The sequence below is a fragment of the Stenotrophomonas sp. FR010 genome, assembly GCF_047520755.2.
GTDB classification, from domain to species: domain Bacteria; phylum Pseudomonadota; class Gammaproteobacteria; order Xanthomonadales; family Xanthomonadaceae; genus Stenotrophomonas; species Stenotrophomonas sepilia.
The window spans coordinates 236,091-252,416 of sequence record NZ_JAXBQT020000002.1 but is presented as its reverse complement, the minus strand read 5'-3'; the positions used below and the strand labels follow the sequence as shown (position 1 = coordinate 252,416).

Here is a 16,326-nt window from a genome sequence, read left to right as displayed (position 1 = left end):
TCACTGCAATGCAATCGATTGCACCATAGGGGAGGAATTTGTGTGTTTGCAAGTCGCAGTGCACGAAAATCAATGCTGCGAGGCACAACTCCGCAGCCGACCTGGAAAACAAAAGCCCCGCGTGAGCGAGGCTTTCCTTCTGGCGGTGGGAGCAGGACGACGCCTGTTGGCTACAGCGTCGAAATCGTGCCGCCGTCGATCCGATACTCCGTTCCGGCAATCGACACCGACCGGGGAGACGCCAGGAACACAATCAGATCGGCCACCTCCTGCGGTGCCGCGGGCCGTCCCACCGGGATCCCGCCGAGCCAGTCCATGACCAGCCTCTTGCCACCTTCATAATCGGTTCCCGCTTCTGCCGCGATCCGCTCTGCAAATTCCCGGGATGCTTCTGTCTCGATCCAGCCCGGCGCTACGCTCAACACCCGCACGCCCTTGGGAGTGACCTCTCGTGAAAGTGACTTGCTGTAGGTCGTGAGTGCCGCTTTGGCGGCGGCATACGCGGTGGTAGACTCCGGCAGAGGCAGCATGCGCTGGATCGAACTGACGTGGATGATCACGCCAGCGCGCTGCGCGAGCATGGATGGCAGCAAGGCACGATCCAGACGGACCGCCGGCATCAGATTCAGGTTCAGCTCGGCAAGCCAGTGCGCATCACTGATCGCTGCGAAGCCGCCGCCAGGTGTCTTTGATCCCCCCAGCACATTGACCAGGATGTCTGCGCCGCCCCATGCCTGAAGCACGGCGTGGGCGAAAATGCCGGTGCCCTCGGCCGTCGACAGATCGGCGGCTACGTAGGCGACTCCTTCCACCGGGCGTGCCGGCAGGCTGCGCGCCGACGTCATCACCCTGGCCCCGGCCTCGGCAAGGGTCCTGACCACGGCCGCCCCCACACCGGCCGTGCCGCCGGTCACCACGGCCCGCAGGCCACCGAGTTGAAGATCGAAGCTCATGCGGTGATCTCCAGCGATGCGATCAGGCCCCGTTCCAGTTCGAAACGGTAGCTCAGCAGAATCGGACTGCCGGGGAAGTTGCCGCTCACGATGGCACGGACAACGTGGTGTTTCCCCTGCCGTTCGATGGCGCTCGGCACGCTGGTGGCGCTGTATTTGGCCGATGCCTCGGCCAGGAAGGCTTTGATGGCGTCGACGCCGACGAGGGTGTGCCCGTCGTCCTTCAGCACAGCCTGGGCGGCAAAACAACGCGCCAGCACTTCGGGGTCATGTTCGGCCGCGAAGTACGCGGCGATGGGTTCTGGGAGAGTCAACGCATTCATTCCTGGCTCCTGCAGTGGTGAGGCGCTCAGGATGTGCACGCAGGTCGGTTAAGTGAATGCCCTATAATCCGAATGGGTTATGTCAAGAATCTTACATAATGCGCGGATCCGAGTTCGCTGAACTGAAGGCCTTCGTGGCGGTAGTGGAACGTCAGAGCTTCGCGCGGGCGGCGGAACATCTGGGGGTATCGCCCTCGGCCCTGAGCCAGACCATCCGTCAACTGGAAGGCCGTCTCGGCACCCGCCTTCTGAATCGCACAACACGAAGCGTGGCACCCTCAGCAAGTGGCGGACGACTGTACGCGCGCATCGCGCCGCTGTTCCAGGAGTTGGCGGTAGCAGTCGCTGAAACCAGCGAAGCGAGCGGACGGATCAACGGGACCCTGCGCATCAATACGCTGGGCATCGCCGCAAGAACACTGATTGCCCCGCGGCTTGCCCGCTTCCACCAGGCCTACCCTGATGTCGTTGTCGACATCGTGGTCGACGACGCGCTCAGCGACATCGTCAGTGGCCGGTTTGATGCGGGCATCCGTGTGGGTGGGCAGCTCGAGAAGGATATGGTGGCCATCCGCCTCACTCCCGACCTGAACATGGTGGCCGTGGCGTCACCGGATTACCTCGCACGCCGTGGAACGCCGCGAACTCCGGCGGACCTGCAGGATCACGCCTGCATCAACTGGCGGCTGCAGAGTGACGGCAGGCAGTACCGATGGGAGTTCAAGAAGCGAGGCCGCCACCTGGAGGTCGCCGTGGACGGTCCTGTCGTCACCAATCACGCTGACGTCGGGATTGCGGCGGCACTGGCCGGCCTCGGAATCGCCTATCACTTCGAGCAGGATCGCGTGGGGGAACTGCTGGCCCAGGGATTGCTGGTGCGGGTACTGGCGGATTGGTCGGTCTCGCGCCCCGGGCTTTTTCTCTACTACCCGAACAGGCGGCACCGCCCCGCCCTGCTGGGTGCGTTCATTGATTGCCTGCTGGACCAGGGCGTGTTCGGTAATCGGTGACAACATCGAGGAACGTCCGCATCGGCCGCCGCCGGACAACAGGATCCCGGCGGTGCCTCAAGAACGACATGGGCCCCAGGCAGGCATGCCAGGAGCCCTTGTCGGGATGCACCGAAGATGCGCTTAGAACGGAATATCGTCGTCAGCGAAGTCGTCCATCGGCGGCGCCTGCTGCGGCTGCGGACGCTGGTTGCCACCCTGGTTGCCGTAGCCGCCGCCCTGGTTGCCGCCCTGGTTGCCATAGCCACCGCCCTGGCCACCACGCTGGCCGCCGCCACCGCCGCCGTACTCCTGGCGCGGCGCCTGCTGGCGCTGCGGACGATCGCCGCCGTAGTTGCCGCCACCACCGCCGCCGCCTTCACCGCGGCCGCCCAGCATCTGCATTTCATCGGCGATGATATCGGTGGAGTACTTCTCCACGCCGTCTTGGCCGGTGTACTTGTCGTAACGCAGGCTGCCTTCGACGTAGACCGAGCTGCCCTTGCGCAGGTACTCGCCGGCGATCTCGCCGAGCTTGCCGAAGAACACCACACGGTGCCATTCGGTGCGCTCCTGCTGGTTGCCATCCTTGTCCTTGCGGACGCTGGTGGTGGCCAGGCTGATGCGGGTGATCGCCATGCCGCCCTGGGTGTACTTCACGTCCGGGTCGTTGCCGAGATTGCCGACCAGGATGACTTTGTTGATGCCGCGCGCCATAGGTACCTTCGTCCGTTGTCCAGGGGCAGACCGCCAGTGATAGCACAGCCCCGGGCGGGGTGCAGTACGCTGGGCCGCCCCTGGTGAAATTTGGGGGAATGCGAGAACGACGCATCTTACCATTGCCGCCGCCGTCCGCCCGGTCAGGAGACCCCGACCGCACCGAAGGATCAGGCTGATTTCCTTGTCCGGCAATGACTTACCTTCGCCCCGACCGACGTCCAGAGAGGCATTCGCGTCTGCGCATGGCATCATGCCTGGGCACCTTCCACCTGCCCGCTCCGCCCGCCAATGACGATCAAAGGCAAAGCCACCTCCCTCGACATCGCCCACCTGGCCGGGGTCTCCCAGCCGACCGTGTCGCGGGCCCTGCGCGGCAGCCCGATGGTCAACGTCGAGACCCGCGAGCGCATCCTGCGCATCGCCCGCGAGCTGAACTACAAGGTCGACAAGAACGCCTCCAGCCTGCGCCTGCGCAATGCCGGCACGCTGGCCCTGCTGTTCTTCGAGGACCCGACCAACGACGACTCGTTGATCAACCCGTTCTTCCATTCGATGCTGGGCTCGATCACCCGCGCCTGCGCCCTACACGGGCAGGACCTGCTGGTGTCGTTCCAGCAGCTGTCCACCGACTGGCAGGCCGATTACGAAGACAGCAACAAGGCCGACGGCATCATCCTGCTCGGCTACGGTGACTACCACGAATCGCGCGACCGCCTGCAGCGGCTGGTCGAACAGGGCACGCACTTCGTGCGCTGGGGCGCCGCCCTGCCCGGCCAGCCCGGTGTCTCGATCGGCAGCGACAACTTCCAGGGCGGGCATGACATCACCACCCATCTGCTGCTGCAGGGCTGCCGCCGCATCGCCTTCCTTGGCCATGCCTCCAGCCACTACCCCGAATTCCAGGAGCGCTACCGCGGCCATGTCGCGGCCCTGCAGGACCACGGCCTGGCCGCCGAACCGGCGCTGCAGCACGATGCGATCACCACCGAGGCCTCCGGCCAGGAGGCCTGCCAGGCCCTGCTGGCGCGCGGCGAGCCGATCGATGCGATCTGCGCGGCCAGCGACCTGATCGCCATCGGTGCGATGCGCGCCCTGCGCGAGGCTGGACTGCGGGTGCCGCAGGACGTGGCGGTGACCGGCTTCGACGACATCCCGCTGGCCGCTTCGGTGTCCCCGGCGCTGACCACGGTGCAGCAGGACACCAAGCAGGCCGGGCAGCTGCTGGTGGAACGCCTGCTGGCGCTGATCGGGCGGCAGCCGGTGGACAGCCAGAGCATCCCGGTGAAGCTGGTCGTGCGCGAATCATCCCTGCGCGGGTAGGCGCCGCAGGGCGGGATCGCTCTTGGCCTCGCCCTTGTTGTTTGGCTTGGTCTTACCCTAGTGCCAGTGCCGAGCCGTGCTCGGCAAACTACCCGCGACAGGCGCGCAGGTTCAGCGTGCCCCGGCCTTCGGCCCCAGCAACGCCAACAGCACATAGACCACGATCGAGGCGACGGTACCGAGCACCGCCGGCAATCCGTAGGCCCACGCCGAACGGCCCTGCTCGCGTGCCCACTGGGCCAGATACCAGGCCGAACCCAGGTTGATCAGCCAGGCAATGGCGAAGGCCGGCCACTGCACCATGCCCACCGCGCGCAGCAGGGGCACGGACACCAGCGCGGCAACGATGGCTGCGATCAGGAAGATCAGTGCGGAGCGGGAATGGCGTGATCGTGCCGGTGAGCCGACAGGTAATTCCTTCAATTCCACAGCAGAGCCTCGATCCTGGTGTTATCCCAAAGGAACCACGTACTGCACCCGAAGGGAAGCGTTCTGTAGGGTCGGGCCGTGCTCGACTGATCCGGCATGGCGCGAACGGCAGCCGAGCATGGGCTCGGCTCTACATGACAATCAACCCTGGGCGAAGTCCTTCAGGATCTCGCCGACGCCGCTGGGCGAGATCTCGAAGCCCAGCGCGGTGCCGGGGTTGATCACCACGCCGTAGCCACCCGGCACGCGACGCAGCACGTCCAGCATCAGCCAGCGGATCTGGTGTTCGGCCTGCTGGCTGTAGATGCCCACCCGCGATGGGTCGGTAAACACGGCCACGTGCAGGGTGCCCTGCTTGTCGAACAGCAGCGGGTCGAAGCCGCTGCCGTCGGGTGTCACCAGGCTGCCGGTCTGCAGCACCACCTCGGAGGCGACGAAGGCTTCCATGAAGGCGCGGATCGGCACCGCCCCGTCCATCGCCGCCTTCAGCAGGGTTTCGATCGGGGTCTGCGGGGCGAGGTCGGTCATGGCGATACGGCGGGGCGTGAGGGGTGCCTATTGTGCCGGATGTGGTCCCCCCGGTAGTGCCGGCCGCTGGCCGGCACCTGAAGGGACCATGGATTCATGAGTTGCCGGCCAGCGACCGGCACTACCGCCCCAGGCGCTGGTCCCGTGCCCGCTGGTCGGCCATCGCCTTGTCCAGTTCGGCCTGCAGTGCCGGCTGCTGCACGGTGGCGTCCAGCACATAGACCTTTACCCCATGCGCCGGCACGTTAGTCTTCAGCTGCCGCTCGACCCTCACCGTGCCGCCATCCAGCGCGTCACGCCACGTGCCGGCCTGCAGGTAGCGATCCACCTCGAAGGTGCGCGCCACATCGCCCTTGTTCAGCAGCACCAGCGCGGTCTGCGCCAGATCTTCCTGCTGCAGCACGCGCAGGAACACCGCTTCGTCGCCGTGCAGGCGCTCGTTCACCTGCAGCCCGCGCTGCAGCGCCGGCGTGGCTTGGCGCAGTTTGGCGATACGCTGCAGCGGCGCGAAGATCGGGCTCTGCGGCGCAGCGTCCACACGCGGCTGGCCGAAGTAGGCACGGTTGCCTGCATGCTCGGCGCGGCCACGCATGAAGCCGGTCTCCGAGCCGTAATAGACCACCGGAATGCCGCGCGCGGTGAACAGCCAGTTGTGCGCGTCGATGAAGCCACTGTCGCTGGCCTGCAGGCGCGGCATGTCGTGGTTGTCGTAGAAGCTCATCAGCTCGTACGGATTGGCATACGGGCCACCGCTCAGGTGCAGCGGCTCGGCCAGGGTCTCGAAGCCCTTGCCGGCGGTGCCGAAGGTCTGCTCCAGAGCACCGCGCAACGGGAAGTCGAGCACGCTGACATTGGCGTTGACCGGCCAAGTGTGCTCGGCAATGGTCGCCGCGTTGTAGTCGAAGGCTTCGCCGAACATGAACATGCCCGGGTGCTCGGCGCGGATGCGCTTGACGAATTCATGCCACCACGGGTGCGGCAGCCAACCGATGGTGTCGATGCGCAATGCGTCCACGCCCTGCGCGGTCCACTGCAGGTAAGCGCCGACCAGGTAATCCATCACCGCCGGATTGTCCTGGTTGAAGTCGGACAGTTCGGCCAGGTTGCCGTCGAAGATCGAGCCGTCCTTGCTGTCGACCGGACCGATGTTGTTGTAGAACGCGTGCAGCGGGTTGTGCTTCGGGTCCAGCTTCTGCGGCGGCAGGTTCTGGTGGTCGGCGATCAACTTTCCATCCTTGTCGAAGATCTGACCGAACTGCGGTTGCCGTGTCGGCATGGTCCAGGCCGGCGAACCGTGGTTGCCGACGATGTCCAGCACCACCTTCAAGCCGGCACCGTGCAGGCCCTTGGTCAGTCCGGCGAAGTCCAGGTCCCTGCTGGGCAGGTGCTCATCGAGTCTGTAGAAGTTGATGCCCCAGTAGCCGTGGTAGCCGGTCTTGCCGCGGTCGGTCAGCGTGCTGGTGCAGCTGATCGGCTTGCTGCCGGTGAAAGCTTGGTCGGGGTTGTCGATGATCGGCGTGATCCACACCGCGCCGAAACCCAGGTTGCGGATGTACTGCGCATTGTCGAGCACGCCACGGAAGTCGCCGCCGAGGTAGCCAATGTTGCCGTCCACCTTGTCCGGGCATGGCACCGGGATGTCGAAGGTGCGGTGCGCGCCACCCTGGTCGCGATGGTCATTGGATGGATCACCGTTGACGAAGCGGTCGGTGACCACGAAGTACACCGCATCGCTGGCGAACGGTTCGGTGGTGCCGACGTAGTCCGGGCGCGGCGTGGCCACGGCCTGGCCGGCGAACAGGGCAAGGGAAACGGCAACAGCCAGGACACCACGCATCACACCACCTCCGGACGGGACGGAACCCGCAGCACGCACAGGCCGGCGACGAACAGGCTGCAGCCGCCCAGCACCAGCACATGCATCGGCTGGCCACCCAGCCATGCGCGCAGGGCAAAGCCAAGCGCACTGGCCGCCACCAGCTGCGGGATCACGATGAAGAAATTGAAGATGCCCATGTACACACCCATCTTCGACGCAGGCACGCTGTCGGACAGCAGTGCATACGGCAACGACAGGATCGATGCCCAGGCAAAACCCACACCCACCATCGACAGCAGCAGCCAGTGCGGGTCGCGGATGAACATCAGCGAGACCAGGCCGGCAGCGCCCAGCCACAGGTTGACCAGGTGGCTCCAGCGCAGGCCGATCGCACGCACCATCGGTGGAATCAGCACCGCCGCCAACGCAGCGAAGCCGTTGTAGGCGCCAAACAGCACGCCCACCCAGTTGGCACCTTCGTTGTAGGCCGCCGACTGTGGATCGGTCGAACCGAAGTGGGTACCGGCCACCGCAGCAGTGGTGTAGATCCACATGGCGAAAAGCGCGAACCATGAGAAGAACTGCACCCACGCCAGGCGGCGCATGGTCACCGGCATCGCGCGCAGGTCGCCGACGATGGCGGCCAGCATATGCGTGGCCGGCAACGCGCGCGCGACCGCCAGCAGCAGGCCGTAGCCGGCGCACAGGCCTGCCAGCACGTACAGCATCCTGTCGCCTTGCCGCCAGGTGATCAGCAGCGCCAACAGCACACCCAGCCCTAGCCACAGGGCCACCCGCGTCCATGGCGCCGGGCCGTTGATCACCGCTCCCGCATGATGCGCCGGCGGCTCGGCATCATCGAAGGCAGCCAGTTCTGCTGGTGAATATTCGCGGGTGCTGACCACCGTCCAGGTGATCGCCGCCAGCAGCACCGCCGCGCCGAAGTAGAACGCATAGCGCACGGTGTCCGGCACCTCACCGGCGGCGGCCGTATTGGCAACGCCGAAGTGAGCCAGGATGAACGGCAGGAAGCTGGCGACGATGGCGCCCACACCGATGAAGAAGCTCTGCATCGCATAGCCGGCCGGACGCTGGCGTGGCGCCAGCTGGTCGCCGACGAAGGCTCGGAACGGCTCCATCGATACGTTGATCGAGGCATCGAGCACCCACAGCGTGCCGGCCGCGATCCACAGCGTCGGTGAATTCGGCATCACCAGCAGGGCCAGCGTGGTCAGCACCGCACCGATCATGAAGAACGGACGGCGCCGCCCCCAGCGCGTCCAGGTGCGATCGGACAGGTAACCGATCACCGGCTGCACCAGCAGGCCGGTCAGCGGCGCGGCGATCCACAGCCCCGGTACCGCGTCGATGTCCGCGCCCAGCGTCTCGAAAATTCGGCTGGCGTTGGCATTCTGCAGGGCGAAGCCGAACTGGATGCCGAGAAAACCGAAACACATGTTCCAGATCTGCCAGAACGACAGCTGGGGTTTGGCGGGGCGATTCATCGCGCGCCCTCTACGGCCACGGGCGCCACCGTCAGCGCCTGCACCTGCGCCTGGTTGAGCACGCCGTCGCGCCCGCCCTTGCCCCCGGTGTAGTGCGCGAAGTGCTGCAGTGTGCTCATGTTGAAGCCCTCTTCAAGCGTGACCGCGCATCGGCCCTTCGGCACCGGGAACGTCGCCGAGGTCGAGTCCTGCACGGCCACGCTGTGCGGCAGGGTGACGGTGTGCCGCTGCAACGGCTGGCCCGGGCACTGCAGCACCAGCTGCTTCACCGCGGCGGTCACGCCCGTGTTGATCGGCCCATTCGCGTTGCTGTACTGCAGGCGCAGGCGCACCTGCCCCGCCTTGGCCGAGGTGAACTGCCAGCGCTCGGCACCCTTCAATCGCTGCTGCGGACCGACGCAGACCATCGGACTGTGCAGCGATTCCAATGCGCCGTCGCGCCGGGTCAGGCTCAGGCAATGCTGCAGGCCATCGTCACCGATGCGTGCCAGGCCATTGCTGGCGGTGAGCGCCCGGCCGTCCTGCCACAGCACCTGGCCGGCAGCGACCTCGACATTCCAGCCCCTGCCCTTGCGTCGCGCCTGCGGTGCGGCCGGCGTGGCCGGTGCGCGCGCATTGGCGTCGGCCGTCGTCGCCACGCTGCGCGGTGCCGCTGCGGTGGCCACCAGCTGCACGGTGGTGGTGGCACCACGCGTCTTTACCTCGCCCGCCACCAGCAGGCCATCACCCACCTGCTTCGGCCGCTCCAGCACATAGCGCTTGCCATCGGCCTCCAGGGAGATGCGGCGCTGCTTGCCGAACAGTTCGGGGACCAGCGCGGCTGGCAGCTTGGGCTGCACGCGGCCATCGTCCTGCACGCCGAACACGCCCTCGACCACCATCGACAGATACCCAGCCACCGACCACAGCTGGCGCTCCGAATTGACCACCGGCCCGCTGAGCGCGCCTTCCTCGACATGCACGGCCTGGCTGACCAGCTCGTAGTTCTCCATGTTGGAGCCGGCCAGCGCGGCACCCTGCATCAGCGAGCGGATCTCGGCGGCAATGCGCGGCGCATCGTCCAGCTGCCGCGCCGCACGCAGCGAATAGGCACTGACGAACGGCCAGATCGCCCGGTTGTGATAGATCGGCTGTTGTACTTCCTGCGGCCAGACCACCGGGCTGCCAGCCGGGCCCATCGGATACGCCGCCAGCGCACGCCGCGCGCGCTCGGGCGGCAGCACCTCGGCGAGGATGCCCAGCGAGAGGCCGAGCAGATCGACCTTGGCGTACGGCACCGGGTGCGCGGCTTCGCCGATGTAGCTCATGTACTGGCCGATATCCTCGCGCCAGAAGCGCGCATCGATCTGCTGGGCCAATGCTTCGGCCCAGGCCTTGTAGTCGGCCGCGCGGGCATCGCCGTGCTGCCCGGCCAGGCGTTCGGCCAGGCGCAGTGCCTGGTAGTGCAGCACGTTGGTGGACAGTGCGTAGGAATCACCGATGAAACGCACATCCTCGCGGGTCCAGTCTGGATAGGTCTGCTCACGCCAGTCCAGGAAGGAGGTCTCGCCGCGGTACAGGCCCATCTGCGCGTCGAACACCATCGCGCGGTCCTGCGCCAGCGTGCCCTGCAGCGCCTGCCAGACCTGGTCTGCAAACGCGCGATCCTGCAGCAGGTGACGCGCGGCCAGGAACCACACCACGCGGTCGCTGCTGATCGGCCAGCTGCCGCCGGAGCCGGTGTCCTGCGCAACGAACAGGCCGGGCGTATGGCCATCGCGCGCCGCCGACAGCTTGAACTGCAGCGACTGCCGGGTGCGCTTCGGATTCAGGCGTGCGAGCGCCAGATCGGCGGCAAAGCTGACATCGCGCGTCCACACATAGGGCCAGCGCGCGCCGGTCTGGAAGCACTCGCAGGGCACCGGCCGGCCTTCGTCGAAGGCGGGATCACGGATCGCATCCACGCGGTCCTGGTCCATCTCCTGCTGGGCCAGTGCGAACAGGGCATCCAACATCACGCTGCCGGTCTGGCTGCGCATCGGCATCGGCGCGATGCGCACCTCGCGCTTCGGCGCATGCAGCACGAAGCTGCCCTTGGCAGCGGCTTCGGCGCGCGCATGGCGGCCGTCGAATTGCAGGTCGGCCGCCTGCGCGGTCGTCCCCAGCGCTGCCCCCAGGGCAGCGGTCAGGCAAATGATCTTCAGCATCGAAGCGGCGGACCGGCTCGCGCCCGTCGGCCTCCCTCCCTCTCTGCACGCGTTGTAGGTCCGCACCGTCGTTGCCGGCGGGCGGGCGCGGCCCCTCCCTCAAGGTGCCCTGGCGCCATGGTAGACGCGGGGCTGTCGGCTGCGTCCAGTTGCATACGTATTCATGGCGTCGCGCGGTAGCGCACCCGCCGCGCTGGCTTATGGTCCGGGTCTGCCAACGGCGCCTTGGGAGGGGAATTGCCGATGTCACCCACTGCTGTACGCGCGGTATTCGCGCACATGCTGGGCCTGGCCCTGATCGGGTGGGCCACGCTGGTACAGGCCGCGCCCCAGGTGGCCAGCGTCGAATCGCCGGGCAAGGTGTTGAAGGTCAGCCTGGTGCTGGACGGCGGCACGGCCCGCTACCGGGTCGAGCGCCTGGGCGATACTGTGGTGGAGGATTCGAAGCTCGGCTTCGCCCTGCGCGACGGTCGCCTGGACCGCGATTTCACTCTGCTGGGCCAGCAGCGGCGCAGCGTCGATGACACCTGGGACCAGCCGTGGGGCGAACGCCGGCTCACCCGCAACCATTTCAACGAGCTGATCGTGCAGCTGGCCGAAACCACCGGCAGCAAGCGCCGGCTGGATATAGTGTTCCGCGTCTACGACGATGGCCTTGGCTTCCGCTACGTATTCCCCGAACAGCCGAATCTGCACGAGGCCATCATCGATGACGAGCTGACCGAGTTCGCCATCGCACAGGACTCCACCGCCTGGTGGATCCCCGCCGGCGAGCCGATCCACTACGAGTACCTGTACCAGCGCACCCCGCTGCGCGAAGTACCGCTGGTGCATACGCCGATGACCCTGCGCAGCCGCGATGGCCTGCATGTGGCCATTCACGAGGCCGCGCTGGTGGACTACGCCGGCATGTGGCTGCGCCACAGCGAGGGGCAGCGCCTGCGCGCGCAGCTGTCGCCCTCGGCCGAAGGCTGGAAGGTGCGCCGCACCCTGCCCTTCGCCACGCCGTGGCGCACGCTGCAGATCGCCGACCGTGCCGGCGGCCTGGTCGAATCGGACCTGATCCTCAACCTCAACGAACCCAACGCGCTGGGCGATGTCAGCTGGGTGAAGCCAGCCAAGTACCTGGGCGTGTGGTGGTCGATGCACCTGGACAACGAGAGCTGGGCGATCGGGCCGAAGCACGCGGCCACCACCGCCAAGACGAAAAAAGTCATCGACTTCGCCGCGGCGCACGGCTTCCGCGGCGTGCTGGTGGAGGGCTGGAACCCAGGCTGGGACGGCATGTGGGTGGGCAATGGCTACGACTTCGATTTCACCCGCGCCACGCCCGATTTCGACATCGAAGCGCTGTCGGCGTATGGCCTGAAGAAAGGCGTGCACCTGATCGGCCACCATGAAACCGGCTGCGCCATCGAACATTACGAGGCCCAGCTGGACGCCGCGCTGGACCTGTACGCACGGCTGGGCGTGGACCAGTTCAAGACCGGCTACGTCTGCGACGACGGCCAGGTCGACCGCCGCAATCCCACGGGGGGCCCACTGTGGCGCGAGTGGCATGACGGGCAGTTCATGGCCCGCCACCATCTGAAGGTGGTGCAGGAAGCCGCGCGCCGGCACCTGTCGGTGAACCCGCATGAGCCGATCAAGGACACCGGCCTGCGCCGCACCTATCCCAACTGGATCTCGCGCGAAGGCGCTCGCGGCATGGAGTACAACGCCTGGGGCCAGCCACCGAACCCGCCGGAGCACGAGGTCAACCTGGTGTTCACCCGCATGCTGGCCGGGCCGATGGACTACACCCCCGGCATCCTCAGCCTGAAGGGCCGCCACGGCCAGGCCATCCCCAGTACGTTGGCCCGCCAACTGGCGCTGTACGTGGTGCTGTACAGCCCGATCCAGATGGCCGCCGACCTGCCCGAACACTACCTGCAGCATCGCGAGGCGTTCCGTTTCATCGAGGACGTGGCGGTGGACTGGGAGCAGAGCCGCGTGCTCGATGGCGAAGTGGGTGACTACGTGACGATCGTGCGCCGCGACCGCAACAGCCGCGACTGGTTCCTCGGCAGCATCACCGATGAACACGGCCGCGTGCTGCCGGTGTCACTGGGCTTCCTGGAACCTGGCGTGCGCTACCGCGCCGAGATCTACCGTGATGGTGAAGGCGCAGATTTCCGCAGCAACCCGTTCGCGTTCGTTCGCGAAACCCGCGAAGTGACCAGCGCCGATGCACTGACGCTGGTGCTGGCACCCGGCGGTGGCCAGGCCATTCGCTTCACGCCGATCCGCTGAACGTTTTCCTGCCTGCGCCCCCGTAGCGCCCGAGCCCACGCTCGGGCGGCGGTGCGTAGCACCGAAATGCAGCCGAGCATGGGCTCGGCTCTACAGAACGAGACACTTGAAAGCGATTACATCCCTGCAGACGCCATTGAATACGTATGCAGGGTGATTCCCGCGAAGAACGCGCTGCCTACCATAGCGGCGACGACAGCGGCCACCGCGTCGCACGTTCACGGCCCCGCCGGAACGCTCACAAATCGATCTGCAACATTGCCTGGGAGGGGAAAATGTTGAACCACAAGCGCAGCGCGCTGAGCATCGCGCTGGCCGTTGTCCTGGCGCCGACACTGGCGTCGGCACAGTCCACGCAGAACACCACCACACCGGCCGGCACCGGCGCCACCAACCTCGATACGGTACAGGTCACCGGCATTCGCCGCGGCATCGAGAGCGCGATCGCGGTCAAGCAGGACGCCACCTCGGTGGTCGAAGCGATCTCCGCCGAAGACATCGGCAAGCTGCCCGACGTCAGCATCGCCGAGTCCATTTCGCGCCTGCCCGGCCTGGCCGCCCAGCGCGTGGCGGGCCGCGCGCAGGTGATCAGCGTTCGCGGCCTGTCGCCGGACTTCGCCACCACCCTGCTCAATGGCCGCGAAGTGGTTAGCACCGGCGACAACCGTGGCGTCGAGTTCGACCAGTACCCGTCCGAACTGGTCAACGGCGTGACCGTGTACAAGACCCCTGACGCGGCACTGGTCGGCCAGGGCCTGTCCGGCACCATCGACATGCAGACCGCGCGCCCGCTCAGCTTCGGCGAGCGCGTGATCGCGGTCAGTGGCCGCTACCAGAAGAGCTCGCTGGGCCGCGCCGCCAACACCGATCCGTACGGCAACCGCTTCAGCGCCAGCTACATCGACCAGTTCCTGGACAAGACCCTGGGCATCGCCATCGGCTATGCGCACAGCGACATGCCGATCCAGGAGAACCAGGTCGGCCTGTACGAACCGTGGACCACCGAGCACACCGACAAGGGCGACCGTCCGGGCGTGGGTGCCGGCACCTACTTCTCCGATGGCATCAAGGCGCTGCGCCGCACCGGCAACAACAAGCGCGACGGCGTGATGGCCACGATCCAGTTCCGGCCGAACAACAGCTGGACCAGCACCTTCGATGCGTTCCACACCGAAGCCGAGCAGATCGACACCGCCAACCAGTTCGAGCTGAACCTCAGCAACTACAACGGCAACTACACCCCGGGCCTGCTGGTCAGCAACCCGCAGGTCAACGCCAATGGTTCGTTCACTGGCGGCACCGCCAGCGGCGTGTACCCGCTGGTACGCGGCATGTACAACAAGCGCAAGGACAAGATCGACGCGTTCGGCTGGAACAACGAGTTCAACTTCAGTGGCGTCAAGCTGGTCGCCGACCTGAACTACTCCAAGGCCACGCGCGACGAGCTGAACCTGGAAAACAACCTGCAGCTGACGCCGATGCCGCAGCTGGATACGGTCGGCGTGTCGATCCGCCAGGACGGCTTCTCGCAGATCAGCCCGGGCCTGAACTACTCCAACCCGGATGCGTTGTTCCTGACCAACACCATCTATGGTTCCGGCTACGGCAAGGTGCCGAAGGTGGAAGACCGCCTGAAGGGTGGCAAGCTGGCCGCCACCATCGCCCTGCCCGACGCCGTCGCGTCGTGGGCGCCGGACATCGACATCGGCGTGAACTACGCCGACCGCCGCAAGGTGAAGACCCAGTCCGAAGGCAACATCCTGCTGGGTGCGCAGGGCGACGCCAACATCGCCTCGGACCTGCAGTACCGCCCGGTCAACCTGGGCTTCGCCGGCCTCGGCACCATCCCGGCCTGGAACGTACCGGCCGCGGTGGGCCGCTACATGACCTTCAACCCGGTCGACAACCTGGACTACCTGATTCCCAAGTCGTGGACGGTACAGGAGAAGATCACCACCGCCTGGGCGCGCCTGAACATCAACGCCGACATCGGCGACGTCGGCGTGCGCGGCAACATCGGCGTGCAGATGCAGCACACCGACCAGAGTTCGGATTCGCGCTACTGGGACAGCTCGCAGTCGGCCGGCAACAACGTGCAGCCGTACTCGAACGGCCGCACCTACAACGATTGGCTGCCGAGCCTGAACCTGGCCTTCCTGTTCCCGCACCAGCAGACGCTGCGCTTCGCCGCTGCAAAGCAGGTCGCACGCCCGCGCGTGGACCAGATGCGCGCCGGCCTGGAGTTCGGCGTGGACACCGGCACCGGCCGCCCCGGCGGCAGCGGCGGCAATCCGCTGCTGGACCCGTGGCGTGCCACCGCGCTGGACCTGTCCTACGAGAAGTACTTCGGCGAGAAGGCCTACGTGGCCGCCGCGATCTTCTACAAGGACCTGAAGAGCTACGTCTACACCCAATCGGTCGACAACTACGACTTCACCGCGCTGCTGGGCAGCTACGTGCCGCCGCCGGGCATGACGGCACCGGTGCTGACCACCGGCACCTTCTCCGCCCCGCAGAACGGCAAGGGCGGCACGCTGAAGGGCCTGGAACTGACCGCATCGTTCCCGCTGGAGATGCTGACCGACAGCCTGCGTGGCTTCGGCGTGCAGGCCAGCGCGACCTTCAACAAGAGCGACATCACCATCCTGGACCCGGAGAGCGCCTCCAGCGTGGGCAGTGATCCGATCAGCCTGCCGGGCCTGTCCAAGCGCGTGTACAACTTCACCGCCTATTACGAGCGCAGCGGCTTTGAAGCACGCGTCAGCCAGCGCCGGCGTTCGGACTTCATCGGCGAGATCGGCAACTTCAACGGCAACCGCAGCCTGCGCTACGTGGTCGGCGAGAACGTGACCGATGCGCAGGTCAGCTACACCTTCAGCGACAGCAGTGCCCTGCGTGGCCTGACCCTGCTTCTGCAGGGCAGCAACCTGACCAACGAGCCGTACCGCACCTACGCCGGCAGCAAGGACCGCCCGCTGGAGTACATCGAGTGGGGCCGCACCTACATGCTGGGCGTGAACTACAAGTTCTGATCACGGCCGGGTCGTGCCGGCCGCTGGCTGGCACCCCGAACCCGGTAGCGCCGGCCGCTGGCCGGCAACACAAAGGGAGCAGGACCGGAAACCCGCTGCGCAGGCAGCGGGTTTTCTTATGCGCGGATGCCAGCACGTGATCGGCAAGGCCCATGCAGCGACGTTCCAACCCGTAGATCCACGCCATGCGTGGATGCCGTTCTCTGGAATCCCACCCACAAAAAAGGGAC

At 66.5% G+C, this 16,326-nt stretch carries 12 protein-coding genes; 4 read left to right on the top strand and 8 right to left on the bottom strand.

From position 1 onward, the window contains the following. Nucleotides 1–170: 170 nt before the first annotated feature. Both ACM0PK_RS03510 and ACM0PK_RS03505 read right to left on the bottom strand, forming a co-directional pair. The gene (locus tag ACM0PK_RS03510) at nucleotides 171–953 is read right to left on the bottom strand and encodes an SDR family oxidoreductase (RefSeq protein WP_414607567.1); all 783 of its coding nucleotides are present in this window, start codon (nucleotides 951–953) and stop codon (nucleotides 171–173) included. Then, entirely contained in the window at nucleotides 950–1,276 is a 327-nt protein-coding gene (locus ACM0PK_RS03505) for a nuclear transport factor 2 family protein (protein ID WP_072168647.1), read from the bottom strand. Before ACM0PK_RS03505 ends, ACM0PK_RS03510 begins: the two co-directional genes overlap by 4 nt. A 98-nt stretch (nucleotides 1,277–1,374) precedes the next feature. Here ACM0PK_RS03505 and ACM0PK_RS03500 point away from each other — a divergent pair, with 98 nt between their 5' ends. Continuing rightward, the gene (locus tag ACM0PK_RS03500; RefSeq protein WP_072168646.1) at nucleotides 1,375–2,286 is read left to right on the top strand and encodes a LysR family transcriptional regulator; all 912 of its coding nucleotides are present in this window, start codon (nucleotides 1,375–1,377) and stop codon (nucleotides 2,284–2,286) included. Nucleotides 2,287–2,409: 123 nt separating this feature from the next. Here ACM0PK_RS03500 and ACM0PK_RS03495 read toward each other — a convergent pair whose 3' ends face one another. After that, on the bottom strand, nucleotides 2,410–2,982 hold the full coding sequence (locus ACM0PK_RS03495; RefSeq protein ID WP_043034165.1) for a single-stranded DNA-binding protein: 573 nt from the start codon (nucleotides 2,980–2,982) through the stop codon (nucleotides 2,410–2,412). Nucleotides 2,983–3,273: 291 nt separating this feature from the next. Here ACM0PK_RS03495 and ACM0PK_RS03490 point away from each other — a divergent pair, with 291 nt between their 5' ends. After that, nucleotides 3,274–4,305 carry a LacI family DNA-binding transcriptional regulator gene (locus ACM0PK_RS03490; RefSeq protein WP_072168645.1) on the top strand — a complete coding sequence of 344 codons (1,032 nt, stop codon included), beginning with the start codon at nucleotides 3,274–3,276 and terminating at the stop codon, nucleotides 4,303–4,305. A 111-nt stretch (nucleotides 4,306–4,416) separates the two neighbouring features. On the opposite strand, the gene ACM0PK_RS03485 is transcribed toward ACM0PK_RS03490, so the two are convergent. The 5 genes from ACM0PK_RS03485 to ACM0PK_RS03465 form a co-directional block, all read right to left on the bottom strand. Further along, nucleotides 4,417–4,734: a hypothetical protein gene (locus ACM0PK_RS03485; RefSeq protein WP_088496556.1), complete on the bottom strand. Its 318-nt coding sequence runs from the start codon at nucleotides 4,732–4,734 to the stop codon at nucleotides 4,417–4,419. Between the two features lie 141 nt (nucleotides 4,735–4,875). Further along, on the bottom strand, nucleotides 4,876–5,262 hold the full coding sequence (locus tag ACM0PK_RS03480; RefSeq protein WP_072168643.1) for an SseB family protein: 387 nt from the start codon (nucleotides 5,260–5,262) through the stop codon (nucleotides 4,876–4,878). Between the two features lie 121 nt (nucleotides 5,263–5,383). Further along, nucleotides 5,384–7,099, bottom strand: a complete 1,716-nt coding sequence (locus tag ACM0PK_RS03475) for an alpha-amylase family glycosyl hydrolase (protein ID WP_414607568.1) — start codon at nucleotides 7,097–7,099, stop codon at nucleotides 5,384–5,386. Then, nucleotides 7,099–8,586 (bottom strand): MFS transporter, encoded by a 1,488-nt coding sequence (locus tag ACM0PK_RS03470; RefSeq protein WP_134972699.1) that lies wholly within the window; start codon nucleotides 8,584–8,586, stop codon nucleotides 7,099–7,101. The genes ACM0PK_RS03475 and ACM0PK_RS03470 overlap by 1 nt, the downstream gene beginning before the upstream one ends. Continuing rightward, nucleotides 8,583–10,772: a glucosidase family protein gene (locus ACM0PK_RS03465; protein ID WP_414607569.1), complete on the bottom strand. Its 2,190-nt coding sequence runs from the start codon at nucleotides 10,770–10,772 to the stop codon at nucleotides 8,583–8,585. Before ACM0PK_RS03465 ends, ACM0PK_RS03470 begins: the two co-directional genes overlap by 4 nt. Nucleotides 10,773–11,009: 237 nt before the next feature. Between ACM0PK_RS03465 and ACM0PK_RS03460 the strand changes: the two genes are divergently transcribed. Further along, nucleotides 11,010–13,064, top strand: a complete 2,055-nt coding sequence (locus tag ACM0PK_RS03460; RefSeq protein WP_414607570.1) for a glycoside hydrolase family 97 protein — start codon at nucleotides 11,010–11,012, stop codon at nucleotides 13,062–13,064. A 275-nt stretch (nucleotides 13,065–13,339) separates the two neighbouring features. Continuing rightward, nucleotides 13,340–16,096, top strand: a complete 2,757-nt coding sequence (locus ACM0PK_RS03455) for a TonB-dependent receptor (protein WP_414607571.1) — start codon at nucleotides 13,340–13,342, stop codon at nucleotides 16,094–16,096. The last annotated feature ends 230 nt before the right edge of the window (nucleotides 16,097–16,326 follow it).